This is a genomic window from Afipia felis ATCC 53690 (assembly GCF_000314735.2).
In the GTDB taxonomy this organism is placed as follows: Bacteria; Pseudomonadota; Alphaproteobacteria; order Rhizobiales; family Xanthobacteraceae; genus Afipia; species Afipia felis.
This window is the reverse complement of the sequence record NZ_KB375270.1, coordinates 3,069,934-3,094,236: the sequence shown is the minus strand read 5'-3', so window position 1 is coordinate 3,094,236 and position 24,303 is coordinate 3,069,934. Positions and strand designations below refer to the sequence as shown.

The following is a 24,303-nucleotide window of genomic DNA, read 5'->3' as shown; positions in this document are numbered from 1 at the left end:
CTGGTGCTGGTGATTGCCGCGCTCGTAAAATACGTCTTCTTCCGGTGAGACGAGAGCCGAGCCGACTTGTTTTTGGCGCAGTTCGGCGCGACGCTGGTGGCACCATGAAACGCTGGTCGGCCACACAGCTCGTCGCCCTGTTCCTCGCGGTCTTCGTGACCGTGGGGATGAGCCTGTCGGCAGTCCAGGCCAGCGACATGACTGCGAAGATGGCGATGGCGTCCGATATGGGCGCTCCCGGCCACAATGGCTGCGATTGTTGCCCGAGCGGCGGGAATGATAACGACATGAAGGCTATGCCGTGCGCGGCCTTCTGCGTTGCGCCGGTCTTGGCCGTGCTCCCGCAAGTCACCGGAATGGCCCTGGTCCAGAGGCCCGGGTCACCGATTGCAGCACGCGTGGCGCTGCTCAACGGCAGGGCTTCGCCGCCTGGCCCCCACCCGCCCAGACCCGCCAGCATCGGCTGACACCGCGGCCATCGCTTTAAGCGACTAAGGCCGAGGCCAACGAATGCGTGCGCGTGCTGTGCCTATCGCGGGCACCAGTCTGATCCCGCCAACGGGCGATCAAGACCGGCGCGTTCCCGTCATCTACGATGATTCGGAAGGGTCCAACGTGAATATAAGAACTGGTTCTGCCATCTCGCGCCGCGGCCTGTTGCTGGCTGGCACCGGACTGGCTTTGACAACATCGTCGCTCCCATGGCGGGCACGAGCGGCCGCCCCGGGCGACATCCGCATCACGGCTGGGCCGAGCCGTGCTTCACTCGCAGGAGCAGGCCATCCTCGGGCGGAGGTCTGGGCCTACAACGGCGCCGTGCCGGGGCCGGTCGTGCGCCTCCGGCAAGGCGAGCCGGCACGTATCCTCGTCGAGAACCGGCTCGATCAGGGCACGACCGTGCATTGGCACGGCATCCGGCTGCCGAACGCGATGGACGGCGTGCCAGGCCTGACGCAGCCACTGATCAAGCCTGGCGAGACCTTCACCTACACGTTCACGCCGCCGGATGCCGGCACCTTCTGGTATCACTCGCACGCCAACAGCCTCGAACAGCTTGGCCGTGGCCTCGCGGGCGCCGTGATCGTGAAAGAGCGCGAGCCCATCGCGGTCGACCGCGATCTCCTTTGGGTGCTCTCGGACTGGCGCCTCACCTCAGAGGCCCAGATTGCTGGCGGGTTCGGCAATGGCATGGAAGCGGCCATGTCTGGCCGGGTCGGAAACACGGTAACGCTCAACGGCGCGATATCGGACGAGCAGCCGGTCCGGGCCGGTGAGCGGCTCCGGCTCCGGCTCGTCAACGGAGCACTCGCCCGGATCATGGCTTTGCGTTTCGAGGGCCATCGGCCGGTGATCGTCGCGACCGACGGCCAACCCTGCGATCCGCATGAGCCGGACGGAGGTCGCGTCGTTGTCGGCCCGGCGATGCGAATCGATGTCGTTCTCGACATGCAGGGTGAGCCAGGCCGCCGCTACCGCGTGGTCGACGACTTCTATGACGACCTATCCTACACGCTCACCCAGCTTGCCTATGGCGAGAGGCCGCCGCTTCGCCCGCATCCCCTCGATGCCACGCTCAAGTTGCCGCGCAACCCCCTACCGGAGCCGGATCTCACCACCGCCGAGCGACACGAACTGGCGCTCCAGGGCGGCATGATGGGGGGCGGCGGCATGATGAGCGGCATGAGTGGGATGATGGGCGGCATGAAGGGCATGGGAATGATGGGTTTGGGTCGGGGCGCCGCCTGGGCCATCAATGGTATGTCGATGACCGGCGATGGCGACGCCGGTATGAAGCCCGTTCTTACATTCCAGCGGGGCCGCAGCGTCCTGCTAGCTCTCAAGAACGAAACCGCATGGTGGCATCCGATGCACCTGCATGGTCACAGCTTTCATGTGCTGACACGCAACGGAAAGCCTGTGCCGCACAATCTCTGGGGCGACACCGTCCTGGTCTCACCGAGAGAGACGGTGGAGGTCGCCTTCGTCGCCGACAATCCCGGCGAGTGGATGCTGCATTGCCACGTCATGGACCACCAGGTGGCCGGTCTGATGACCGTACTGCGCGTCGCTTGAACTCAACCCTATTCGAAACGGAGAACGGACATGCAAAGACGACACTTCCTCCTCGCCAGCGCCGCCCTTCTGTTCCTGTCGGCGCCCGTGGTCGCCGCGCCCATCCACGCGGTCCTCTACAAGAACCCGAACTGTAGTTGCTGCGAAGGCTATGCCGCCTATCTGCGCAACAACGGCTTCGACGTCGACGTCAAGCCGACCAATGATCTTGCCCACATCAGCAGCAAGGCCGGCGTACCCGAAGAGCTGGAAGGCTGTCACACCATGTTCGTTGGTGGCTATGTGATCGACGGGCACGTGCCTGTCGACATCATCCGCAAGCTCCTTGCGGAGAAGCCTGCCATCGCTGGCATTACCCTGCCAGGCATGCCGATGGGCTCGCCCGGCATGGTCGGCACGAAGACCGAGAAGTTCACGATCTATGCCGTCACGAAGGACGGCAAGGCGCCGTTTATCTACGCGACGGAATGATCGACCGCCGCATTTTGCATGGATGCCGCTCACGAGAAGGTGCGGCTCCGATACGAGCCCGCAAGAGATCGGCGGCTCCATAGCCGAGGAAAAACACTCATGGTCGATTTGAAATTCCTTATTCCAGCGCCGCCTCCCTGCCCTGACAATGCCTTCCAGATGATCGGCCGCTATTTTGGTAGCCGCCGCGGCCTTTTCGTGCTCGGCGCGGTGATCATCATCCTCGGCGTCGCGTTCAATTGGAGCTGGCTGCTTGCGCTCGGGATAGCACCGCTTCTCCTCAGCGCATTGCCATGCCTTGCGATGTGCGCGCTTGGCCTGTGCATGCACAAGATGACGGGCCGCTCGGACAATGGCGACTGAAAGGAAGTATGATGGGCTTCTATAGCGACACATCATCTTCCCAAGGTTGTGTCATCTCGCGATGCGCAACAAGCATTTGGTACTTTACTGTGGACGGGTCGTCGGGCTCGGCCGAGGGCCGGTTGTAGACAAAGCGTAAGGGAGTAGGCATGGGCGAGATCAACATCCCCCGCGATCAACAGAATGCCCTTCAGGCGATCGACACTAACGAGCTGGACAGGCTGGTCGATCAGGCTATCCGGGAAGAACGATCTGGCGATCTGCATCGTCTCCCTCTCACAAGTTGCGGTCCCTACATCTCGACAAAACTCCATCACTTCGAACAGGCGCTGGCGAAACACCACTTGGCCAAGGCGCCACGAAAGCGCGCAGAGACTGAAAGCACTCTTCGACGCGCGGGTAGTGATTTGTCCTTCGCCGTGGGAGCCATGAAGCGCCGGATGGAAACGGAGGAGAAGGAAGGGCAGCTCTTCTACGTCGATGACCAGATCATGCCGCCTCATCGCTTCGACGAACGCCTAAGTGTCAGAGTGAGCTATCGGTGGCGCCGGGCCGTCGATGGCGAGTGGACGTTCGGCAGCATCACGTTCGTCCATAACGCAGATATACGTCCCGATTATACGATCCCGGTCCCCAGTCGAAAGCCGAGCGCCGCCAAGCAGGAGCAGGATCGGCAGACTAAGCTGTATCAAACGTGGGAGCACCTGATGAGAGGAGCGCTCTACTCGATTAGGGACTATTTCAAAGAAGGCGGCGACGGAGACAAGATTCCGGAAACCTTCCAGGTGACAGTCGACGCGCATACCCGCGGACTGAACAATTACAGCACGCAGTTCTGGCGCCAGCAGCCTTGAACTCTTTCTCCTATCCGGAAGAATGATGTGGAAGATGGCGGCGCTCACGCGCCGCCGAACTTCCAGACCGGGATACCGAGCTTCTTCGCCTTGTCGGCGAGATTGTCCTGGATGCCGGTGCCCGGGAAATGAAGGAGACCAATCGGCAGCACGTCCAGCATGGCATCGTTGCGTCTAAAGGGAGCGGCCTTGGCGTGCTTCGTCCAGTCGGGTTTGAAGGCGATCTGCGGAACCTTGCGGTTGTCGGCCCATTTGGCGGCGATCAGTTCGGCGCCCTTCGGCGATCCGCCGTGCAGCAGCACCATGTCGGGGTGCTTGACGTGGACCTGGTCGAGCTTGGCCCAGATCAGCCGGTGATCGTTGAAATCGAGCCCGCCGGTGAGCGCCACCTTCGGCCCCGCCGGCAGGAGCACCTGGTTGTCGGCGCGCTTCTTCGCCGCCAGGAAGTCGCGGCTGTCGATCATCGCCGAGGTGAGGTTGCGATGGTTGACCTTCGACCCGTTGCGCGGCCGCCAGGCTGAATAGGCGTGGTGCTCGAACTGGTCGGCGGCCTGGTCGCGCATCAGCTCGAAGGCGTTGCGGCGTTCGATGAGCGTCTGACCTTCCGCCGTCAGTCGTTCCAGCTCGACGGATTTGACCTCGCTGCCATCCTGTTCACGTTGCGAACGCTGCTGGGCCAGTTCGTTGTCGTCGAGTTCGCGCTCGATCCGTTCGATGGCCCGATGGAAGACATTCACCGTCGACCACAGCAGGTCCTCGAGGTCGGGTTCGAGGCGAGTGTCAGCAAGCGCCACCACGAGGGCGTCAAAGATGTCGGAGATGCTGCCCGCGAGGATGTTCGCTTCTGGAAGCGGCCTGGGATCGGGCTCGTCGTTGAAGGGGCGGTAGCCATAGAGCTGGAGTTCGTGGAGGACCTGGTCGGTCGGGGATGAGCTGTGGTGCGGCTCGAATTCGTCGTCATGGTCGGTGGTCATCGCGGCTTTCCTCGTCGGATCGGCCGCGCCCATCGCGGCCTTCATGGCGACGAAGGCGGCGGGCGGAACGGACTTGCATCCGCAGCGCAGTGGAGGGCCGAAGCCTTGGCGGAGGACCGAAGGGGGCCGGCCATTTTGTTTCGCGATGTAAAGGCGGCTCCGCCGCCGACGGAAAATAGTCGGCCCACGAGGTTGCCGGTCCGGGCCGCTTGCTGCCCGATCGCCCTCTCAGAAGGCCGTGGGTGCGGTCCCCTCCGGCGCTGGGGAACGCATGATCGCCGGCCCTACGGTGACGGCGCTGCCGATCCGCCCCTCATCCCGGTTCCGACTATGCCGCCAGCTCCATGAAGCGGGCGACGTCCTGCGCCGCGATCTGCACCCGGCTCGCCGCCCGAAGCGCGTCGATCCCAAGCAGGCGGAGATCCTCGTTGAAGTCGCCGAGCCGTGGCGAGATCACGATCGCCTCGATCCCGGCCTCCCGCGCCCGGTCGATCAATGTCGCCATTGCGCCGTCGCCGGCCGGATCATCGTCGCGAGCAATGTAGAGTCGCCGCAGCGTGTCCGGGAACAGGATGGCGGAGAGATGCGCCGCCGAGAGGGCTGCAACCAGCGGCATGGTCGGCAAGACGCATCGGAGCGACAGCATCGTCTCGATGCCCTCGCCGGCCGCCATGACCTCGCCCGCCACGCCAAATCGAACGGCGTGACCGAGAAGGTCACCCATCGCCCGTCTCGGCGTGTCGATTGGCGCCTTGCCGAGTGTCGCCTCGGTGAAGTCGCCGGGATCGAGCCAGGTGCGGTGCGCCCCGGTCAAATGTCCTTCGAGATCGGTGACGGAAGCGATCATCGCCGGCCAGGTCTCGGTCGGGCTGTGTTCGTCCGGTCGATAGTAGCAGCGCGGGTGGAAACGCAGGCTTCCGGTTCCGTGCAAAAACGTAATGCCGCGATTACTGAGATACGTTTCTACGAGTGTACGGGAAATCGGCTGCGACATGGCGAACAGTCGTCGTGCCGCCTCCGGCGATCCGGTTGGAGCGGCGGGCGCTCGCGATCGATGCCGATCTGGCTCCGGCTCGGGATGCGGCAGGCTGAGGAACGAACGCGCCTCATCGGCGACGTCCTTGAAGTCGATCAGGCCGCAGCTTTCCTGGATTACGTCGAGCAGATCGCCATGCTCGCCGGTCGCGGCGTCGGTCCATTTGCCGGCCGGCCCTTTCACGGACTCCTTGAGCCGCACGAACATCGAGCGGCCCGGCGTGTTGCGCACATCGCCCACCAGCCAATAGCGGCCCTCCCGCCGTCCGGCCGAGAGGTAGTGGCGGCACACCGCCTCGGCGTCGCGCGCGAGTCGGTGTGCCAGTTCGGAGGCGTCGTGGCGACTCATCACGCGGCCTCCCGTTCGCTGATGCGCAGGGCCGGATAGTGGTCGAGGACTTTCGCCAGCACGCCGGCTCCGGCGGCGTCGGTCGGCACGAACATGCGCAGCTTCCACGAGATGATCTCGCTGAAGAGGCCGTAGGCGCGCAGGCGGTCCCGCATCGTGTCGGTGAAGCCCGACAGCTCGATGCGGTGGACGCCCATGACGCGCGCGCGGTGGAGCTGAAGGCCTTCGGCGAGGTCGAGAACGGTGCGGCCCTCGGTCAGCGCCGCGAAGGCCGCATCCGGCGTCAGGATGGTGGTCCCGGTCACTGACGCGTTCGCCGCCCAGGCCGGCGAGACCCTGCGGCCGATGATGCGCTCGCCCGCATCGGTCTGGAGCCGATAGACGCGGGTCGACTCGTTCGGCAGGCGCTTCCAGATCGGCAGCAGCAAGCCGGCGACGATATGGATCGTGTTGTCGGCGAACTCGGGGACCTCGGACACTTCACGATCCCACGCGGCCGCAAAGGCCTCCCGCTCCGCCGCCTGCCAGTGGCTGTCGTCCATCATCTTCAGCGACGCGTGATGGTGCTCCATCGGCCGGATCAGCCGAACGCGGCGTTCGATCTCGCCATCGTCGAGCATCAGGCTTGGCGCCGGAATCTGTACGGCGGCGCGGCCCGAGCGCTCGTTGAGCAGCAACGCGGCGCGGTGGTCGGCGAGATGGTCCAGCGCCTCATCGAGCGTGACGGGGCGATTGCGCCGGCGCTCGGTGATGGTCAGCAGCCGGGTTTCCGCGGTCGTCGCGGGATGGGTGTAGATCGTCCGGCGATCGATGACGACGAAGCTTTCGGCCCGCAGCGTCTCCAGGCCGACGTCATAGACACCGCTGGCGATGGCGCCTTCGATCTTGGCGTTCAGCAACTGCTCGAACGCCGTGAACAGCACGCCCTGCAGCTCGATGGTGAGCGCCAGTAGGCGGTTGAGGAAAGTCGTGATCGGCGGCAACTCGTCCTTGATGCCGTTGGCGTCCATCAGGTTGAGGCCGGTGGCGGCCTCGAACATCTGGAGCGAACAGCCTTCGATCTTGCCACGCACGAGCAGCATGTAGAGCTGGCGCAGCGCGTCACGGGCGTAGTGCGATTCCAGATTGTCCTCTGGCCTGAAGAGTCCCTGGCCCCCGGTCTGGCGCTGGCCTCGCGTGATGGCGCCTAGCTGTAGCGGCTCGCGTTTGAAAACGGGCGTGCTCGCATTCGACGCCGCTTTCGGCTCGAATTAACTGCAACTGACGGCGCGCTGATGCTCACGCTATCTGCAAACGAGCTTGCAATCGACGGCGGCGGCTCGCATTTCATGGCGGCGTGCTCGAATTAATTGCAAGTGAAATGCCGGGTTCCAAGCTATCCAAAATCAATAGATGCAGTGCCGGCTGCCCGCTAACGCCTCTGAGCGGTCAGACGGGGATTGACCTACGCCGCCTCTCGCACGAGACGGATATCGACTTCTCTGTCAACGTACTTCCATTCCTCTGTTGCACGCAGTTCGGAAAGCAATGCGTTGAACTCAGCCTCATGGGTTGGCGCGAACTCGAACCAATTGAGAAAATCGAACGGTTCATTTTCAGAGAGGTCGCGGCAGTGGTGGAGCTTGCGCGCTACTGCAGGCAAGTAGTTGAGCCCGATTTGGATGTGCTTTGACTTTTCGAAAACGCTCCGGCGCTCGTCTTGCGTGAATTCCCACCAAGCTGCGTTTTTTCGGATCGGTATCAACGCAGCGCAAGTTGCTTCTGGGCGCGCTAGCCCTTGCTGCTTCACCACAATTTCGTTCTTCTCTTCGCGCATGACATACCGTTCATTGCTTGTTATTCCGCGAAGTACCCAGGGTGCATTGGTTTCGGGCTGCAACTCTGAGGCAGATATTACGTTGAGCCTTTTGGCTTCAGGCAGTGACTTGCCAACTATGGTTTCGGTTCCAACGATCCGCCAAAGACCGCTGTCTCCGCCGACGAATGCAAATAATCGTGTATCCATTTCACCCCCTTCATGTGAGTGTGTTAACTTTTTTACAGCCTCAAAAAACCTATCTGCCCATCCCATGCTTGTGCATCATCGTCTCGCCTCGCTTAGCGTAGTATTGCATTACGCTTACCAGCGCCCCCAGTTAAATTGTAAATATAGCATCGAATTGGTCTGTGATACGACCGCCAGAAAATAGCCGTTTGTCGCCATTTCAAAAATTAATTGTACCGTATCGGTATAGCTAACTTGGCCTAGCGTAGCAGACCCGGCCAATAACTCAAAGGCCAATCTAAATTGGCTATGCCAATTTTGACCACCCAAATTGTCTAGAGCGCTTGCACGCTTTCTAATTTTCGTGCAGAATACAATCTGATTAGTGACGTATAAGGAGAACACCATGCAAAGCATGACCCTTGAGCAGCTTCGCGTTGCCAGCAATGCCGGCGGCGTCTCAGGCGTGACCTTGAAAGGGCAGGGCGGGGCGTTCCTTGTTCAGATCGCAACCCGCAGCGGTTCCGGTGCCGTGCTGTCGAAGGCCCGCAGCGGCGAGCCGCGCCGGTTTGGCAATCCGATTGCCGCCCTGTCCCTGTTGCGTGATCTTGGAATCACGGTCGGCCAGTTCGACGCCAGCGACTGGAACCCCGCCGAAAAGGTGGTCAACAGCCGCGACGACGCGAGGGCGCAGGTACTACGCGGAGCGCACGAAGCCGCCGCCTATAACCAGTGGCTGGCCGGCGAGCTTCAGGCATCTATTGACGACCCACGGCCGAGCATTCCGCACGATGAAGTCATGGCCGAGATGGACGCCGACATTGCCGCCTTGCCGAAGAAAAAGCGCGCATGACGGCCAAGCCTTACCGCATTGAATGGCGGCCAATGGCACGCGATGACTTGCGCGCCATCGTGCGCTACATCGGCAAGGACAACCCGACGCGGGCAAAGAGCTTCGGGCAGGAGTTGCGCGACAAGACCAAGCCGCTTGCACAGCATCCAGAGCTTGGCCGGCATGGCCGACCGGGCTTGCCCGAGTGGTTGCGCGAACTGATCGTGCATCCGAACTACATCGTTTTTTATCGTGTGCTGGCTGAGGCCCGCACCGTCGAGATTTTGAGAGTGAAGCACGCGGCCCAACAGGTGCCGTGATTACAACCCCGGCGCTCTAACGCCGGTTTTCAGGAGTGGCGAAGATGAATACAGATCAAAACTTGGGCGCAACGCCCGCAGAAGTCGAGGCGCTTGTGGCTGAATTTTTCGAGCAGATGGAACCGAAAGTGAAGAAGGGCAGGGCGTGGACGTTCCACCGCCTGAATGCCGCTTGTGACACCCCGGACGGGGAGCGCGTGCAGGCCGTGCTTTACCCCAACGACGGCCAAGGGTTCGCCCTGTACGCCCGTCAGGGCCAGACCTTGCACGCCATCACGCATGAAGGCCGCCCGGTGCGCTTTCGGACGTTTGAAAAGGCACTCACGACGCTGGCCGACGTGACGCACCTCGACCCCGAAATCATCGTGGATTCGTCCAACTGGTGCGAGGAAACCGGCCCGCACTGAAAAAAGAATGGCCCGGCACTGCTCTAACAGTGTCGGGCCGGGGGTGCAGCCCCGGAGTGGCGAACTCGTAAAGGGCTGCTGACCATCACCAAAACAGGCAAATGACCATGACCAATCTTAGCAAAAATGGCGCAAAGCAGACAGCACTAAACCTTGATGGCGGTTTGTTTGATGAAGCAGCCTACCGCGCCGAGCTGATAGCAGTCGGCCTACCGGCCGAGGATGCCGCCGCCGTGGCGGCCAAGATGGCCAACGCCCGCCGCGATGCTTTGAACGCGAACGAGTACCGGCTAAAGCTGATCGACGCCGGCATGGGCGCAGAGCAAGCCAAGAAGGCCGCAGCAACGGCCGCCCGCTTCATGGGTACGCCAGAGGCCAAGAGCGCCGAGCCTTCGCGCATCGAGGGCTTCCAGTCCGTGGGGGCCGTTGTCGGTCGCAGCGTGCCGGCTGCGCCGAAGGCCTCGCCAGTTTCAGAGCCGCCCACCGCGCAGGTTCTGGCCGGGGAAGCGCAGAAATCCAGCATAACGAAGCGGCAAGAGCATTTGATTTCGGAAGCATTGGCATTGGAACTTGAGGACGCGAAGGCGGCCGGGGCAACCGGGTATGTTGCGCACTTTTTGGCACAAGCCACGTTGCCCCATACCGACCCGAAAACAACCTATTTCGAGCGCGGCACCTCGAAAATTTCACTGTCCATCAACGCGCATCCGAAATTTGGAATGCCTTACGGGATGATGCCTCGGCTTTTGCTGGCGTGGATGTGTACAGAGGCCACCTTGACCGGCTCCCCTGTCTTGGTGCTGGGCAACAATCAGAAGCAGTTCCTAGACAAGCTGAAACTGCCGAGCGATGGCCGATACATCAAGAGTTTGCATAGCCAGACACTCGCCCTTGTCCGCTCGACCATTTCGGCCGATGGTTCCGACGTGAACGCCTTGGGTTTTTCGCAGATGGTGATTGCCAGCAAAGGGTTTCTATTCTGGAACCCGAAACGGCCGGACGAACCGAGCTTGTGGGATAGCACGCTTACGCTTAGCTGTAACGGCTCGCATTTGAAACCGGCCATGCTCGCATTTGACGCAGTTTTCGGCTCACAATAACTGCAAATGAAAGAGCGTTCGTGCTCACATTATCTGCAAATGAGCTTGCATTGATCGGCGCCGGCTCGCATTCCATGACCGTGTGCTCACATTAATTGCAAATGACGGTTCAGTTCATATCGGCAACCCCGCCGCCAGCATTCGATCGCGCAGCTCTGCCGTGCGCTTGGGTTCAAGTTGATTGCTGAACAGCGCCCGGATTTCCGCCGCCTTGGCGTCGAACTGCTCCACCATGTCCTTGAGCCGATAGCCATGGCGCGTCAACATCGGCTCCAAATCATCGAGGTGGCGCGACAGCATGGATTCCACCAGTGCTGCCGTGACCGGCTTTTCGCCTGTCTGGTAGCCGGCTTCGAGTGCCAACGTCAGGTGCAGCTGGACCTGCAGCGGCGTGCGCAGTTTGGTGGCCAGCATGTCGATCGCTTCAACAGTCAGGATCAACTCTGGCTCAGTTTTGTTGCCGGTGCTGGCACCGAGCAACCATAAAATATATTCGCGCTGGCTGCCGGCGATGCCGTCTAAGGTGAAGATATCGGTACGGTAGCCAATTTCCTCCATGGTCGGCCGGCGCAGGTCGTTGCGCAGTTTGGGATGACCGGCCAGGATTACCGACAGCCGGCCACCGCCGTCTTCCACGACTTCCATCAGACGCTTGAGGCCAATGAGCGTGTGCCCGTTCAGGTCGTGTGCCTCGTCGACGAACAGTGCCACTGGGCGTTTTCCCTTCTTGACCAGCTCCTGTAATTCGCGTTCGCGCCGCTCGCCTTGTTTCGGAATTTGCACCAGCTTGTCCTGTGCCAGGTCGTAGAAGAGTGCCGTGATCAGGGTCGCGAGCTTGATGCTGTGCTTTTCGACCGACAGCGATTTGGCGACGGACACGCGATTTTCATCCTTCAGGATCTGCTGCAAGCGGCGCAAGGTAACCGTCTTGCCGCTGCCCACGACGCCGCAGAGTGCGATCAGCCGCCCTTCGAGGATCGCCCCCTTGATATCCTTGATGAGCTGCTTGTGATGCTCGGTTTCATAGTAGCCCGCCTGGCTGAACGGTTGCGTTAGTCCGTAATACTGCATTACCTCAACTCGCATGGTCCTCTCCCGATTTTTTGTTGCGGAAATAATCCCGTACGCGCGCCAACACGATGCTGCGTGTCAGCGTTTCGCCCAGCACCTGGTCGATGAAAGCACGATCGGCCGGTGCAATCTTGGCCAGCGGTTGCGCCAAGTCGTCGGCAATCGCCAGCTTGGCGGCGATGATGCTGGCGAAATGATATTCATGTGCCTCGGCGTCAAATGGTTGATGCGGCAGCGATATGGCGTTCGCCGATGACGTCAAATGCACATCGCTTCCGGCCAAAGCACTGATGGGCAGACCAAGCTGGTCGGCAAGTGCGCGGATACGGTCGGCGCGTTCATCGAACTTGCCACGTTTGAATGCGCGGTACCGATGGAGCGGGATCGGACCCGATATGGGGGAGTAGGGTCCAAATTTCTCGCCATCGAACTCGACATGCATTTCGTCGTCGAACAAGCCCCACAGCAAGACGACGGTTTCACCGGCCATGTCTGGTTCTACTTCGTAGACAGTGCCGCCAATGGCGATACGAGCATCGATGCCCACCTTGCGACGTTCCGGTTCACGCGCAAAGTGGCAGAACTGCTGCCAGGTGCACATGTCGCGCAGGCCATCCGCAGGCAGGTTGCTCAGCCAGTCCTCCAGCCGAGAATGTTTCTCAGAGCGGTGACCCTGATCGTTGTAGCGCAGCAGGTAGCGCATCAGCCACTCGTTGGCCTGCCTCTCCGTCTCCGGCTTGTGGAAGTGGTAGAGCGTTTCGTGCGCCTCTTTCACTGTCCTGAATGGGCGCTCGACCTTGCCTTTTGACCGGGCCGTCGTGCGTGTTCCGTCCTTGCCGGCCGGAATGTGGGTCTGCCATTCAATGTCGAGGGCCAACATGACGTTCTGAAACACCCGGCTCTTGGCTACCGGCCCGTTGTCCAGATAGATTATTTTTGGTCGTCCCTGAAACGGGAAGGCGGCGTCGGCTTTGGCGGTCATGGCGTTGAAGAAAAAGCGGAGCGCAGACTCTGCATCCTCGCCATATACACACTGGTATTCCTGATACCCGACGCCGCTACGATCATCCACCACGCTGTACAACATCAGGGTCGGCACGCCCTTCGCTGGGTCAATCCAGTCAGGCTTGTCGATGTGCTTGAGATCGGAAGGCGACATGTCGAACTGCCAGCAGTCGTTGCTTTTCTCGGCCTGGAAGCGCACGGCCGGCGGCTCGCGAAGAAGGTGGGGCTGATCGAGTCGCAACAAGGAAAGATAGCGATTGACGGTAGGTCGGCGCAACAGGCCCTTGGGCACTTTGACCAAACCTTGCATGGTCTCAACGCCATGGTCTTCCAAGAGTTCGATGGCCCGCCCGGTCGAAAGGTGGCGCCCGGCCTTGTTGGTGGTGCGCAGCTTCAGTGCCGCGATCAGTTCGCAGTAGCGCTCCAATTCCGTTTGGGGCAGCAGCCGCGGCTTGCCATGGTCGGCGCGATGCGCGGCGTGTGGCTTCTGAAGGACGTGCAACGCCCGATAGACGGTCGTTGCGGAGACGCCGTACAACCCGGCTACCGCAGCAATCTGGGTGGCTCGTTCCGGGCTTTTGCGCGGCAAACGGTCAAGCCGCTGCCGCAATTGCAGCAGTGAGTCGACTGGAATCGTCTTACGCCGGGCGTCCATAGTGGGCCAGCGCACGATACACCGAGGCACGGCCGACGCCAAGCCGGCGCGCAATCTCCGTCGCGCCCAGCTTCTCCTCGACGCGAAGGCGCTGAACTTCGGCGGGATCGATCGATGGCTTGCGGCCACGGTAGACGCCTCGCTCCTTGGCGGCGGCAATACCTTCACGCTGACGCTCACGCCGGAGGTTGGTTTCGAATTCGGCGAAAACGCCCAGCATGTCCAGGAACGCCTTGCCTGCCGCACTGCGTGTGTCGATGGGTTGCTCTGTTGCCTTGAGGGTGACACCGCGTTCCTTCAGCGTGTACACGATGTCCTGCAGATCCTTGATGCTGCGCGCGAGGCGATCGATCCGTGTGACGACCAGCGTATCTCCACGTCGCAGGAAATCGAGCAGCGTCTGAAGCTCAGTACGCCCGACCCGACTGGTTCCGCTCACTTTCTCGGCCCGGACCACATCGCAGCCGGCAGCGCGCAGCGCTTGTTCCTGCAGAGCGAAATCCTGATCGCTGCTGGAAACCCGAGCATATCCGTAGAGCGCCATAGATTTGAATTGTCTCGTTAGCCTTTAGATCCTCCGAAGATAGCATATCGGAAATAGCAAAACAACCCTATTGAGACAAGAATATCGTCTCATCTTGACGACCCATTTGGGTGTACCGATACGGTACAATTAATTTTTGAAATGGCGACAAACGGCTATTTTCTGGCGGTCGTATCACAGACCAATTCGATGCTATATTTACAATTTAACTGGGGGCGCTGGTAAGCGTAATGCAATACTACGCTAAGCGAGGCGAGACGATGATGCACAAGCATGGGATGGGCAGATAGGTTTTTTGAGGCTGTAAAAAAGTTAACACACTCACATGAAGGGGGTGAAATGGATACACGATTATTTGCATTCGTCGGCGGAGACAGCGGTCTTTGGCGGATCGTTGGAACCGAAACCATAGTTGGCAAGTCACTGCCTGAAGCCAAAAGGCTCAACGTAATATCTGCCTCAGAGTTGCAGCCCGAAACCAATGCACCCTGGGTACTTCGCGGAATAACAAGCAATGAACGGTATGTCATGCGCGAAGAGAAGAACGAAATTGTGGTGAAGCAGCAAGGGCTAGCGCGCCCAGAAGCAACTTGCGCTGCGTTGATACCGATCCGAAAAAACGCAGCTTGGTGGGAATTCACGCAAGACGAGCGCCGGAGCGTTTTCGAAAAGTCAAAGCACATCCAAATCGGGCTCAACTACTTGCCTGCAGTAGCGCGCAAGCTCCACCACTGCCGCGACCTCTCTGAAAATGAACCGTTCGATTTTCTCAATTGGTTCGAGTTCGCGCCAACCCATGAGGCTGAGTTCAACGCATTGCTTTCCGAACTGCGTGCAACAGAGGAATGGAAGTACGTTGACAGAGAAGTCGATATCCGTCTCGTGCGAGAGGCGGCGTAGGTCAATCCCCGTCTGACCGCTCAGAGGCGTTAGCGGGCAGCCGGCACTGCATCTATTGATTTTGGATAGCTTGGAACCCGGCATTTCACTTGCAATTAATTCGAGCACGCCGCCATGAAATGCGAGCCGCCGCCGTCGATTGCAAGCTCGTTTGCAGATAGCGTGAGCATCAGCGCGCCGTCAGTTGCAGTTAATTCGAGCCGAAAGCGGCGTCGAATGCGAGCACGCCCGTTTTCAAACGCGAGCCGCTACACCTAGCGTGTCGAGGCGGCGTGCGATGGTCGAGAGGAAGCGCTTCTCGGCCTTCACGTCGGTGGCGATCGGCCGGAACAGCGGCGGCTGCGCCTGGTTGGTGCGGTTGGTCCGCCCCAGGCCCTGAATCGCGGCGTCGGCCTTCCAGCCGGGTTCGAGCAGATAGTGGACGCGCAGCCGGCGGTTCCGCGCCGACAGTTCGGCGTGGTAACTGCGGCCCGTCCCGCCCGCTTCCGAGAACACTAGGATGCGCTTCAGGTCATCCATGAAGGCGGCGGTCTCTGCGAGGTTGGCGGAGGCGGCGCGGTTCTCGACGACGAGGCGGTCGCCCTTGCGCACGACGCGGCGCGAGCGTCCGGTCACTTCGGCGACGAGGTCCGTGCCGAAGCGCTGGACGATCTGGTCGAGCGCGCCGGGGACGGGCGGCAGCGAAGCCAGCCGCTCGATCAGCTCATTGCGGCGCGCGACGGCCTCGCGGCTCTCGACGGGCTGGCCGTCCCGGAAGACGGGCCGCGACGAGAGGTTGCCCTCGCGGTCGGTGAACGGCTCGTAGAGCTGCACCGGGAAGGAATGAGCGAGGTAGTCGAGAACATACTCGCGCGGCGTGATGTCGACGCGGATGTCGTTCCATTCCTCGGTCGGAATCTCGGCGAGCCGGCGCTCCATCAGCGCTTCGCCGGTTGAGACGATCTGGATCACGGCGGCATGGCCGTCGGCCAGGTCCTGATCGATCCGGCGGATCAGGGTCGGCGTCTTCATCGAGGTCAGCAGATGGCCGAAGAAGCGCTGCTTGGCGCTCTCGAAGGCCGAGCGGGCCGCCGACTTCGCCTGCCGGTTCAACGTGCCGGTCTCGCCGGTGACGTTCGCCGCCTGCATCGCGGCATCGAGATGGTTGTGGATGATCGCGAACGCCCCGGCATAGGCGTCGTAGATGCGCCGCTGCTCGTCGGTGAGCGCGTGTTCGACCAGCTCGTATTCGACGCCGTCATAGGAGAGCGAACGGGCGGTGTAGAGCCCGAGCGACCGGAGATCGCGGGCCAACACCTCCATGGCGGCGACACCGCCATCCTCGATCGCCTCGACGAACTCGGCGCGTGTGGCGAAGGGGAAATCCTCGCCGCCCCAGAGGCCGAGCCGCTGGGCATAGGCGAGGTTGTGGACCGTAGTGGCGCCGGTCGCCGAGACATAGACGACGCGCGCGTCCGGCAGGGCGTGCTGCAGACGCAAGCCCGCACGGCCCTGCTGCGAGGCCGCAATATCGCCCCGCTCTCCTTTGCCGCCACCGGCGTTCTGCATGGCGTGGCTCTCGTCGAAAATGATCACTCCGTCGAAGTCGGAGCCCAACCATTCAACGATCTGCCGGACGCGGGAAAGCTTCTCGCCGCGGTCGTCGGACCGCAGCGTAGCGTAGGTTAAAAATAGGACGCCTTCGGACAGCCGGATCGGCTTGCCCTGCGCGAAGCGCGACAGCGGCGTGATGAGCAGGCGCTCCATGCCGAGGGCAGACCAATCGCGCTGGGCGTCCTCGAGCAGCTTGTCGGACTTCGAGATCCAGACCGCCTTGCGCCGGCCCTTCAGCCAGTTGTCCAGGATGATGCCGGCCGACTGGCGGCCCTTGCCGGCGCCGGTGCCGTCGCCGAGCATGAAGCCCCGGCGAAAGCGAACGGCGCTCGGCGCATCGTCATGGGCGGCGGTGACGAGATCGAAGGTCTCGTCCACGGTCCACGCGCCGGCGAGATAATCGCCATGCGCCTCGCCGGCATAGATCACCGTCTCGAGCTGGGCGTCGGACAGGAGCGCACCGCCGACGAGCTTGATCGGCAGGCATGGCCGATAGCTCGGCTTCGGCGGCGCCACCGAGGCCATCGCCGCCGATTGCACCAGTTTGGTGGGATGGACCTGGGCGCCTGGAATGCGGATCGATTGGAGGCGGTATTCCTCGTAGATCGCATCGCTGAGACGCGCGCCCTCGGGCGGCGCCCAGTCGATCGTCTCATAGCCGAGATCGACCGCCTCCGGGTCGGCGACAGAGGGCCTAGCGGTTTGCGCGGCAGCCGCGCGGGCAAGATAGCCGCGCACCGTCCGCGGTGCGGCGACAGCCGACATGGGAATTGCGAGGCTTGGCGCGAGAGCCAGACGCGCCGGAACATGCTCCGCAATCCAACCCAGCAAGGTCGTGACGTCGGGCGCAATGCCCCGCGATTCCGGCAGCGCGGCCGGGTTCTCGGTGGGCGCTTTGTCGATGACGATCAGCCGCGTGTCGATCGTGGTGCCGTGCTTGGCGTAGACTGCACCGTCGATCGCGGCCGTGAACACGATGCGGCCGCGCGCCTGCAGCCGGACGAAGGCGTCACGCCAGGCTGGGGTGTCCGGCCCGAAGTTCGCGCCGGTGATCGCCACCAGCCGCCCGCCGTCGGCGAGGCGCGCGAGCGCCGAAGCGATGTGGCGATAGGTGGTGTCGGCCATGCGGCCGGCGACGTTCGCCATCGCCGAGAAGGGCGGGTTCATCAACACGACGCTCGGAACGGCGGCCGGATCGAGATGGTCGTCGATCCGCGCGGCATCGAAGCGCGTGACGGGAATGGCCGGAAAGAGGGAAGTGAGCAGCGCCGACCGGGTCTCGGCCAGCTCGTTCAGCACGAGCGCGCCGCCGGCGATCTCGGCCAGGATGGCGAGGAGGCCGGTTCCTGCCGAAGGCTCCAACACGCGGTCCGCAGCCCCGACGGCGGCCGCGGTTAGGGCCGCGAAGCCGAGCGGGGTCGGCGTAGAGAATTGCTGGAAGGCCTCGCTCTCGGCGGAGCGGCGGGTGTGGGTCGGGAGAAGGCTAGCAATCTTGATCAAGGCGGAAAGCCGGGAAGCCTGAGAGTCGGCTTTGCGGAACAGCGCCTTTCCGTATTTGTGGAGGAAGAGGACGGTCGCCGCCTCGCAGGCGTCATAGGCCGTCTTCCAGTCCCATGCGCCGGAGGCGTCGGAGGCGCCGAAAGCCGCTTCCATGGCGGTGCGCAGGATCGCGGCATCGACGCGCTGGCCGCGCTCGAGATGTGGGAGGAGGTGCTGGGCGGCGGCGATGATCGCGCCGGGGGCATCGAGGCGATGGCCGGGCGACGGCTGCGCGGCCTGGTCGGCCGCGATCTGAGAAAGGTCGTTCATGAAGGGAGCCTCGGGAGAGCGGGAATGGGCGAGCCGGCCGGCGCTCTCTCTTGGACCGCACCGGCTCAAACCCGTTCCGGCCGCCCTCTTCCTCTCAGCGTCGCGGCCGTGGCCGGCATAAGAAAAGGCGCCCCACCGGGTGGCGGGGCGCCGAGCTATGGCGATCATCAGTAGCCGAAGGCCCAGGACGGCCAGGCCTGGCCGTCGTCCGCGGCGGCGATCGCTTCGGCGAGGTAGCCAGCGTCGCCTTCAACGACAGTAGGATCGGAGATCGGCGTTTCATCGATGACGGTGACGCGCGAGACCAGCCCGTCCTCGACCTCGACGTGGACTGGAACGCGGTAGGCGAAGACGACGCGGCGGGGGTGCATCTCCTTATCGGCGCGAGAGGGCGCGTCGTCCGGATGGATGTGATCGTTGTCGAACGCGATATCCTCGACCACAGGTTCGCGGCCGTCCGGGTTGACCCGGTCGATAAAGGCGATGACGCCCTCGCGTCGCTCGTCAAACTCGACATGTTCGGGGTGTGTGGTCAACGTCATGGCCGTCGTTGCAGCGATCTTGGCTTTCTCGATCGCTTCGGCGTCGGCATCCGCCTCGACCGTAACGCTGTCGTAGGCGCGCAGCCAGAAGCCGATCTTCACGACATACTCGGTCATGATGCGCCTCCTGCCGCTTGGGGATCAGATTCGTCCGCAAGAATTGCCTCGCCTTTGGCGATTGCCGCGTCCAGGCGCTGACGCCAGAACGGACCGTCGGCCGGTTCCGCGTCCGGCGCGTGCGCGAAGACGTTGAGCAGGCCGAGCAGCACCTCGAAGTGGTCGGCTTTGCGCTGGACCTGTTCGCCGAACTGCGACGGGATGATGAGCGCCCTGCCGCGATAGGCTGCGTCGCGCCCGTCCCAGACGCCGGTGACATAGGTGGCGCCGGAGGTCTCGACGTCGGATTTCTCGTCGTCCCAGCCCTTGTCGGCGATAGCGAGCGCACAGGCGGCGTCGAGGGTTTCCGCCTCATAGCTACGCTGCCGGTAGACCGGCAGGCGGTAGGTCGTTTCAATGGTGAATATGGACATGCGGCCCTCCTGAAATGCAACGAGCCCGGCGCGAAGGCCGGGCTGTCGGGTCGGTTGAAAGGGGAAAAGGGCGCGGGACGGCCGAAGCCGCCCCGCACGCAGGCTATTCGGCCGCGATCACCTGCGGCGCCTCCGCCTCCTCATCGTCGCCGGCGAGGAATTCGGGCAGCGCCTCGCCGCCGTCCTCGGCTGCGGTGGCTTCGACGGGCGCGTCGTCCGCGGCGGCGATCCGCAGCGGCTCCGGCAGCCAGCCGGTGTCGGCCAGGAGTCGTTCGGCCTCCTTGGCCATGTCGTCCTTCTTCAGGTGGTCGATGAGCTGCGCTGCCCGTTCGCCGGCGCCCTCCTGCACCGCCTCGAGGATGCGGCGCTTGGGCACCCGGCCGAGATAGTTCTCGACGGTCGGACGCCAGCCGGCCTGCACCATGTCGAGATCGACGGCCTGGGCTAGGCGATCGGCCTCGGCGATCCGCTGTTCGACGGTGTGGGACGAAACCCCGGCGCCATAGCGGTCGCCCTTCTCGTAAAGCGCATTGATGCCGAAGGAGGCGCAATGGGCGAAGAGCGTCGCCTGCTCGTCGCCGGTGAGGGTCGTGAGCCAGTCCCAGAGATCGGCCTTGTCCTTGGGCATGCGCTCTTCCCAAGCCTTGTGGCGCACGTCGATCGCCTTGGCTGCGGGCGTGTCCTTCAGCCCCGGGGCCTGCACCGGGAAGCTGGCGCTGCGCACCGACACCTCCATCGCCGTCCCGTAGGAGAAGTAACGGGAGAAGACGTCGAGGCAGAACTTGTGCAGCACGGCTTGGAACGCGACGGCGGGCGTGGACGCCAGCTTGTCGCGCAGCGCGAGCGTCCGCTCCGCGGTCAGCTCGGTCACGAGGCGGTCGGGGAGCGGCTTCAGGTCCTCGTCGTCCTCATCCTCCGGTCCGGCGATCTGTCCGCCGATGGTGATGACGGCGCGCTGAACCACGGGCGCGTCGGGATCGACGCCGTGCGCCCGAGCCGTTGCGGGATCGGTCTCGCCATCCTGCTCCGGGTCGCCAGCGGGAGCCTCGTCCTGCGGCCGGACGTAGCCACGGTCGACCGACAGCGCACCTTCGGCATCGATGCTGACGAAGACGCCGGCGCGGGCGATGTCGGCCGGATCATAGGTGACGGGCCGATCGTCGAAGGCGGCGAGTGCCGCCTCGATCTCGCCGAGGCGTTCGTCCACTTCGTCCGGCAGCTCGTCGGCGCCGTCATACTCCTCCTCCAGTTTGGTGTATTCGGCTTTCAGCGCGTCGATCGTCGCCTGCTCCTCGCTGGTGAGATCGATGGTGACGCCCTCCAGTTCGCGCAGGCCGTGGGTGTGCCCGTAGGGAAAGTCGATGGCGACCTCGATCCACTTCCAGCCCTCGGCGGCGATCGTCTCCGCCTCGGTCTTCTGCTTCTCGGCGACCAGGCCGTCCAGCAGCGCGATGTCTTCGAGCCAGCCGCCGTCATCGGACTGGAACAGGTCGCGCAGCACCACGCCGCCCGCGGCCTCATAGGCGTCGAGACCGACGAACACCGCTCGCCGGTCGGAGGCGCGCACCGTCTTCTCCGTCAGCATGCGGCGGATCTGATAGGGCTCCTTCTGCCAGGAGCCGGAGACCGCCTGCCAGACCTGTTCCTGGCGGGCATGGTCGGCCGTGACGGTGAAGGCGATGAGCTGCTCGAGCGACATGCCGTCCTCGGCATAGATGTCGAGCAGGGTCGGCGCGACCGACGCCAGGCGCAGGCGCTGCTTCACGACGTTCACACCGACAAAGAACGTCGCGGCGATGTCCTCCTCGGAACGCCCCTTCTCGCGCAGAGTAAGGAAGGCGCGGAACTGGTCGAGCGGATGCAGCGGCGCACGCTGGATGTTCTCGGCCAGCGAGTCGTCCTCGCCAAGAATGTCGGTCGCGGGATCGCGGACCACGCACGGAACCGGCGCGGTCTTGGCGAGACGCTTCTGCTTCACCAGCAACTCGAGCGCGCGGTAGCGCCGGCCGCCGGCCGGGATCTCGAACATGCCGGTCTCGGCGCCCTCGGCGTCGAGGACCGGCCGGACGTTCAAGCTCTGGAGCAGCGTGCGCCGGCCGATGTCTTGGGCCAGCTCCTCGATCGAGACGCCAGCCTTCACGCGTCTGACGTTCGACTGGGACAAAACGAGCTTGTTGAAGGGGATGTCGCGCGAGGACGATAGGGTGATCTTCTGAACTGCAGTAGCCATGGGAGTAGTCTCCGCGGCGGGCGGCCAAGAGACTCTCTCTCGACCTCCAACCCGCCGCGAAAACCGGCGCAGCCCTCTTCCTCTCGGAGGACTGCGCCGCAAAGCCGACGAACCAGAAAGACACGAAGCCGGAAGTCCGCATTGCCGCTTTTCCGGGTTTCAGGTCGAGCATCAAGCCGCCTCCTCCGCCGGTGCAGCGGCTAGGCCGCCCGACTTTCAGCGTCGGGCAAGAAGCCGAGAAGCCAGTCGGCGGCTTTGCTGGCCTGGGAGGCGGCGCGGACGACAGCGCGGTTGTCCTCCCGCAGCACTTCGAGCCAGGAGCCAATGTAATCGGCGTGCCGGACGGTTGGAACGATGCCGAGCGAAGCACAGCAGAAGGCGGCGTTCATCTCCGCCACCAGCTCCTCGAACGCATACTTCCTGCTGCCGAACGCGCCGCCGAGATCGCGGCCGAGACGGGAGGGATGGCCGCTGGCGTGCCCCCAGCTCGTGCAGGGCCGTGCGGTGCCAGTTGATCGGCTCGAAATAGGCCTGCGGCGGCGGGACCATGACGTAGTCCGGGCCCGGCGCGTAGAAGGCGCGGTTGCCGCCGATGCGGAGATCAACGCCGGTCGCCCGGATCAGCGCCTCGACCCTGGGCTCTATCAGGCCCGGTGGCGGCGGTGGCGCAACGGCCGCAACCTCGGCTGGGAGATTCTCGCACTGGGCGGCGTTGAAGACGGTGAACCGCTTCAGGAACGGGATCGCGGCGGCTTCTTCGCCGGTCTCTCGGGCGCGTCGCTTCTCGTCGTCCGGCACGAAGCGGTCGGCATAAACGACGGTGGTGCCGTGCTCGCCCTTGCGCACATTGCCGCCAAGCGAGAGCGCTTGGCGAAAGGTAAGCCAGCTCTGGGCGGGGAAACCGTGCTCGATCACGGCGCCCCAGAGGATCAGGACGTTGATCCCCGAATACTGCCGGCCGGTCGCGGCGTTCTTCGGCATGGCGAGCGGCGCCTTCGCCGCGGCCGTCCCCCAGGGCTGGACCCAGGGCACGCGGCCGGCCTCCAGCTCGGCGATGATCTTGCCGGTGATTTCGTCATAGAGGCTCGCCCGGTCGTGGCCGGGGCGAGCCGAAGCGGTCTTGCTGGACATCGCGGGTCTCCGCGACGGGCGCCGGAGGCCTCTCCTCCAGCCCTCAACCCGTCACGGCGAATCCGGTCCGCGCTCTCACTCTAGGGGGCGTTGCGGGGATCTCCCCGCAGAAGGGGGTGCGTCGGCGACCGCGGCGCCGACCAGGGGGAAGGCTTTCCCCTCTAGAGCTTCCAGATCGCGGTTCCGAAACTTCCAATCAGCGGACCATTGACTCCCAATCAGCCGGAACCGATAGTTCCAATCTTCCGGATTCGGAGATGGCATGTTCGAGCGGTTTGTGGAGCGACGGGCGGAGGAAGCCCTTTCTGATACGCCGGTGGTCCTGATCGTGGGCCCGCGTCGTGCCGGCAAGACCACGCTCGTCCGAAAAATGGGAGAAGCCGGGCGGACCTATATCACGCTCGATGATCAAACGGTCCTTGAGGCCGCCCAGTCCGATCCCGCCGGCTTCATCCGCGGCCTCGATCGGGCCATTATCGACGAAATCCAGCGCGCGCCCGACCTGCTGTTGGCCATCAAGAAGACGATTGATGAGGACTATCGGCCGGGTCGCTTCCTGCTCACCGGCTCGGCGAATGTCCTGACTTTGCCGCGAGTCGCCGACAGCCTGGCCGGCCGGATGGAGACCATACAGATGCTGCCGCTCGCAAGGGCGGAGATCGAAGGCCGGACGCCGACTTTCCTGGAGCATCTCTTCGCAGGGAAGCTCCGGAGCCAGCGCGATGCAATCCTCGGCGACGATCTCGTCCAACTTGTCTTGCTCGGCGGTTTTCCCGAAGCGATCAGCCGCGACAGCGAGCGGCGGCGGCAGGACTGGTCGAGGTCCTATCTCACCTCGATCCTCACGCGCGATCTGCGGGATATCGCTGACGTCGAGAAGCTGACGGAACTTCCGAAATTCGTAAGGCTGCTGGCCGAGCACTCCGGCCAGTTGGTCAACTATTCGCAGTTCGGCGCCGGCATCAACGTCAGCCATAAGACGGGGCAGCGCTATGTCGGGCTGCTTGAGCAGGTGTTCCTGATCGCGACGGTGCAACCTTGGTTCACCAATGCCCTCAAGCGCATCGTGAAGACGCCGAAGCTGCACTTCCTCGATTCTGGGCTGCTAGCGACTGTGCGCGGTCTTTCCTTCGACAGGGTCAAGGCAGATCGCAGCACGTTCGGCGCGCTGCTCGAAAGCTTCGTGTTCGCGGAGATTCTGAAGCTGATGACGGCCTCGGACCTGCGGCTGACGCCTCACCATTTTCGGGATCGGGACGGGCGCGAGGTCGACATCGTACTGGAACGCGATGACGGGATGATCGCAGGCATCGAAGTCAAGGCGAGCGCGACGGTTAAAGCCGGTGATTTCGGGGGCCTGCGGGCCTTGGCCGAGGCGTGCGGGGACCGCTTTGCTTTTGGCGTCGTCCTTTATGACAGCACGGACGTCGTGCCGTTCGGCGACAGGCTGGCGGCAGCGCCATTGTCAAGTCTTTGGAATGGAGCGCCGCGGACGAACAAGGCGGACAAATCAAGATAGCCGCCGAGAAAG

20 protein-coding genes and 3 pseudogenes are annotated in these 24,303 nt (G+C 63.2%); 11 read left to right on the top strand and 12 right to left on the bottom strand.

Translation table 11 applies throughout. The annotated features are described in order from the left end of the window. Window positions 1-104: 104 nt before the first annotated feature. The 5 genes from HMPREF9697_RS14685 to HMPREF9697_RS14665 all read left to right on the top strand — a co-directional run bounded on the left by HMPREF9697_RS14685 (window position 105) and on the right by HMPREF9697_RS14665 (window position 3,761). Window positions 105-467 carry a hypothetical protein gene (locus tag HMPREF9697_RS14685; RefSeq protein ID WP_002718024.1) on the top strand — a complete coding sequence of 121 codons (363 nt, stop codon included), beginning with the start codon at window positions 105-107 and terminating at the stop codon, window positions 465-467. Between the two features lie 43 nt (window positions 468-510). Then, window positions 511-2,073 (top strand): multicopper oxidase family protein, encoded by a 1,563-nt coding sequence (locus HMPREF9697_RS14680; protein ID WP_002718023.1) that lies wholly within the window; start codon window positions 511-513, stop codon window positions 2,071-2,073. 30 nt (window positions 2,074-2,103) lie between these two features. Then, window positions 2,104-2,544, top strand: a complete 441-nt coding sequence (locus HMPREF9697_RS14675) for a DUF411 domain-containing protein (protein ID WP_002718022.1) — start codon at window positions 2,104-2,106, stop codon at window positions 2,542-2,544. Between the two features lie 99 nt (window positions 2,545-2,643). Continuing rightward, on the top strand, window positions 2,644-2,907 hold the full coding sequence (locus HMPREF9697_RS14670; protein ID WP_002718021.1) for a hypothetical protein: 264 nt from the start codon (window positions 2,644-2,646) through the stop codon (window positions 2,905-2,907). 149 nt (window positions 2,908-3,056) lie between these two features. Then, entirely contained in the window at window positions 3,057-3,761 is a 705-nt protein-coding gene (locus HMPREF9697_RS14665; protein WP_002718020.1) for a hypothetical protein, read from the top strand. A 44-nt stretch (window positions 3,762-3,805) separates the two neighbouring features. Here HMPREF9697_RS14665 and HMPREF9697_RS14660 read toward each other — a convergent pair whose 3' ends face one another. The 4 genes and pseudogenes from HMPREF9697_RS14660 to HMPREF9697_RS14645 form a co-directional block, all read right to left on the bottom strand. Beyond that, on the bottom strand, window positions 3,806-4,735 hold the full coding sequence (locus HMPREF9697_RS14660; RefSeq protein WP_002718019.1) for a DUF2493 domain-containing protein: 930 nt from the start codon (window positions 4,733-4,735) through the stop codon (window positions 3,806-3,808). 328 nt (window positions 4,736-5,063) lie between these two features. Continuing rightward, window positions 5,064-6,119, bottom strand: coding sequence for a DUF7146 domain-containing protein (locus tag HMPREF9697_RS14655; protein WP_002718018.1), 1,056 nt, complete (start codon window positions 6,117-6,119; stop codon window positions 5,064-5,066). Continuing rightward, window positions 6,119-7,309: pseudogene (locus HMPREF9697_RS14650) on the bottom strand (strawberry notch C-terminal domain-containing protein); the annotation flags it as partial. The gene HMPREF9697_RS14655 and the pseudogene HMPREF9697_RS14650, both read right to left, overlap by 1 nt. Before the next feature lie 254 nt (window positions 7,310-7,563). Next, the gene (locus HMPREF9697_RS14645) at window positions 7,564-8,124 is read right to left on the bottom strand and encodes a chlorite dismutase family protein (RefSeq protein WP_002718009.1); all 561 of its coding nucleotides are present in this window, start codon (window positions 8,122-8,124) and stop codon (window positions 7,564-7,566) included. Between the two features lie 385 nt (window positions 8,125-8,509). Here HMPREF9697_RS14645 and relB point away from each other — a divergent pair, with 385 nt between their 5' ends. The 4 genes from relB to HMPREF9697_RS20195 all read left to right on the top strand — a co-directional run bounded on the left by relB (window position 8,510) and on the right by HMPREF9697_RS20195 (window position 10,762). Then, the gene (gene relB, locus HMPREF9697_RS14635; protein ID WP_002718016.1) at window positions 8,510-8,956 is read left to right on the top strand and encodes a type II toxin-antitoxin system RelB family antitoxin; all 447 of its coding nucleotides are present in this window, start codon (window positions 8,510-8,512) and stop codon (window positions 8,954-8,956) included. Continuing rightward, window positions 8,953-9,255, top strand: coding sequence for a type II toxin-antitoxin system RelE/ParE family toxin (locus HMPREF9697_RS14630; protein WP_002718015.1), 303 nt, complete (start codon window positions 8,953-8,955; stop codon window positions 9,253-9,255). Before relB ends, HMPREF9697_RS14630 begins: the two co-directional genes overlap by 4 nt. A gap of 44 nt (window positions 9,256-9,299) precedes the next feature. Then, window positions 9,300-9,662 (top strand): hypothetical protein, encoded by a 363-nt coding sequence (locus HMPREF9697_RS14625; protein WP_002718014.1) that lies wholly within the window; start codon window positions 9,300-9,302, stop codon window positions 9,660-9,662. Window positions 9,663-9,763: 101 nt separating this feature from the next. Next, a complete protein-coding gene (locus tag HMPREF9697_RS20195) occupies window positions 9,764-10,762 on the top strand; it encodes a replication initiation protein (protein ID WP_051053945.1) in 999 nt (332 codons plus the stop codon). Between the two features lie 114 nt (window positions 10,763-10,876). Here HMPREF9697_RS20195 and HMPREF9697_RS14615 read toward each other — a convergent pair whose 3' ends face one another. Genes HMPREF9697_RS14615 through HMPREF9697_RS14605 form a run of 3 tightly spaced genes read right to left on the bottom strand, consistent with a single transcriptional unit; the run spans window position 10,877 to window position 14,037 of the window. Beyond that, window positions 10,877-11,848, bottom strand: a complete 972-nt coding sequence (locus HMPREF9697_RS14615) for an ExeA family protein (protein ID WP_002718012.1) — start codon at window positions 11,846-11,848, stop codon at window positions 10,877-10,879. Then, the gene (locus tag HMPREF9697_RS14610; RefSeq protein WP_210161949.1) at window positions 11,838-13,472 is read right to left on the bottom strand and encodes a DDE-type integrase/transposase/recombinase; all 1,635 of its coding nucleotides are present in this window, start codon (window positions 13,470-13,472) and stop codon (window positions 11,838-11,840) included. Before HMPREF9697_RS14610 ends, HMPREF9697_RS14615 begins: the two co-directional genes overlap by 11 nt. A 4-nt stretch (window positions 13,473-13,476) precedes the next feature. Next, window positions 13,477-14,037, bottom strand: coding sequence for a recombinase family protein (locus HMPREF9697_RS14605; RefSeq protein WP_002718010.1), 561 nt, complete (start codon window positions 14,035-14,037; stop codon window positions 13,477-13,479). A 339-nt stretch (window positions 14,038-14,376) separates the two neighbouring features. Here HMPREF9697_RS14605 and HMPREF9697_RS14600 point away from each other — a divergent pair, with 339 nt between their 5' ends. After that, window positions 14,377-14,937, top strand: a complete 561-nt coding sequence (locus HMPREF9697_RS14600; protein ID WP_002718009.1) for a chlorite dismutase family protein — start codon at window positions 14,377-14,379, stop codon at window positions 14,935-14,937. A 240-nt stretch (window positions 14,938-15,177) separates the two neighbouring features. Here the strand turns inward: HMPREF9697_RS14600 and HMPREF9697_RS14595 are convergent. The 5 genes and pseudogenes from HMPREF9697_RS14595 to HMPREF9697_RS14575 form a co-directional block, all read right to left on the bottom strand. After that, window positions 15,178-18,339, bottom strand: a pseudogene (locus HMPREF9697_RS14595) (strawberry notch-like NTP hydrolase domain-containing protein); the annotation flags it as partial. 167 nt (window positions 18,340-18,506) lie between these two features. Then, window positions 18,507-18,998 carry a hypothetical protein gene (locus HMPREF9697_RS21735; RefSeq protein WP_002718007.1) on the bottom strand — a complete coding sequence of 164 codons (492 nt, stop codon included), beginning with the start codon at window positions 18,996-18,998 and terminating at the stop codon, window positions 18,507-18,509. Further along, window positions 18,995-19,411, bottom strand: coding sequence for a hypothetical protein (locus tag HMPREF9697_RS14585; protein WP_002718006.1), 417 nt, complete (start codon window positions 19,409-19,411; stop codon window positions 18,995-18,997). Before HMPREF9697_RS14585 ends, HMPREF9697_RS21735 begins: the two co-directional genes overlap by 4 nt. Before the next feature lie 103 nt (window positions 19,412-19,514). Then, the gene (locus HMPREF9697_RS14580; RefSeq protein ID WP_002718005.1) at window positions 19,515-21,641 is read right to left on the bottom strand and encodes a ParB/RepB/Spo0J family partition protein; all 2,127 of its coding nucleotides are present in this window, start codon (window positions 21,639-21,641) and stop codon (window positions 19,515-19,517) included. 200 nt (window positions 21,642-21,841) lie between these two features. Further along, window positions 21,842-22,772, bottom strand: a pseudogene (locus tag HMPREF9697_RS14575) (ArdC family protein). 262 nt (window positions 22,773-23,034) lie between these two features. Here HMPREF9697_RS14575 and HMPREF9697_RS14570 point away from each other — a divergent pair. Then, complete coding sequence (locus HMPREF9697_RS14570; protein ID WP_002718003.1) at window positions 23,035-24,291, top strand: ATP-binding protein; 1,257 nt, start codon at window positions 23,035-23,037, stop codon at window positions 24,289-24,291. The last annotated feature ends 12 nt before the right edge of the window (window positions 24,292-24,303 follow it).

Bases quoted from the DNA above. Each gene is read 5' to 3' on its own strand.
- HMPREF9697_RS14660 (WP_002718019.1), bottom strand. From the start codon at position 4,735: ATGACCACCGACCATGACGACGAATTCGAGCCGCACCACAGCTCATCC.
- HMPREF9697_RS14685 (WP_002718024.1), top strand. From the start codon at position 105: ATGAAACGCTGGTCGGCCACACAGCTCGTCGCCCTGTTCCTCGCGGTC.
- HMPREF9697_RS14625 (WP_002718014.1), top strand. From the start codon at position 9,300: ATGAATACAGATCAAAACTTGGGCGCAACGCCCGCAGAAGTCGAGGCG.
- HMPREF9697_RS14680 (WP_002718023.1), top strand. From the start codon at position 511: ATGCGTGCGCGTGCTGTGCCTATCGCGGGCACCAGTCTGATCCCGCCA.
- HMPREF9697_RS20195 (WP_051053945.1), top strand. From the start codon at position 9,764: ATGACCATGACCAATCTTAGCAAAAATGGCGCAAAGCAGACAGCACTA.
- HMPREF9697_RS14570 (WP_002718003.1), top strand. From the start codon at position 23,035: ATGTTCGAGCGGTTTGTGGAGCGACGGGCGGAGGAAGCCCTTTCTGAT.
- HMPREF9697_RS14645 (WP_002718009.1), bottom strand. From the start codon at position 8,124: ATGGATACACGATTATTTGCATTCGTCGGCGGAGACAGCGGTCTTTGG.
- HMPREF9697_RS14580 (WP_002718005.1), bottom strand. From the start codon at position 21,641: ATGGCTACTGCAGTTCAGAAGATCACCCTATCGTCCTCGCGCGACATC.
- HMPREF9697_RS14655 (WP_002718018.1), bottom strand. From the start codon at position 6,119: ATGAGTCGCCACGACGCCTCCGAACTGGCACACCGACTCGCGCGCGAC.
- HMPREF9697_RS14670 (WP_002718021.1), top strand. From the start codon at position 2,644: ATGGTCGATTTGAAATTCCTTATTCCAGCGCCGCCTCCCTGCCCTGAC.
- HMPREF9697_RS21735 (WP_002718007.1), bottom strand. From the start codon at position 18,998: ATGACCGAGTATGTCGTGAAGATCGGCTTCTGGCTGCGCGCCTACGAC.
- relB (WP_002718016.1), top strand. From the start codon at position 8,510: ATGCAAAGCATGACCCTTGAGCAGCTTCGCGTTGCCAGCAATGCCGGC.
- HMPREF9697_RS14665 (WP_002718020.1), top strand. From the start codon at position 3,057: ATGGGCGAGATCAACATCCCCCGCGATCAACAGAATGCCCTTCAGGCG.
- HMPREF9697_RS14630 (WP_002718015.1), top strand. From the start codon at position 8,953: ATGACGGCCAAGCCTTACCGCATTGAATGGCGGCCAATGGCACGCGAT.
- HMPREF9697_RS14585 (WP_002718006.1), bottom strand. From the start codon at position 19,411: ATGTCCATATTCACCATTGAAACGACCTACCGCCTGCCGGTCTACCGG.
- HMPREF9697_RS14600 (WP_002718009.1), top strand. From the start codon at position 14,377: ATGGATACACGATTATTTGCATTCGTCGGCGGAGACAGCGGTCTTTGG.
- HMPREF9697_RS14605 (WP_002718010.1), bottom strand. From the start codon at position 14,037: ATGGCGCTCTACGGATATGCTCGGGTTTCCAGCAGCGATCAGGATTTC.
- HMPREF9697_RS14615 (WP_002718012.1), bottom strand. From the start codon at position 11,848: ATGCGAGTTGAGGTAATGCAGTATTACGGACTAACGCAACCGTTCAGC.
- HMPREF9697_RS14675 (WP_002718022.1), top strand. From the start codon at position 2,104: ATGCAAAGACGACACTTCCTCCTCGCCAGCGCCGCCCTTCTGTTCCTG.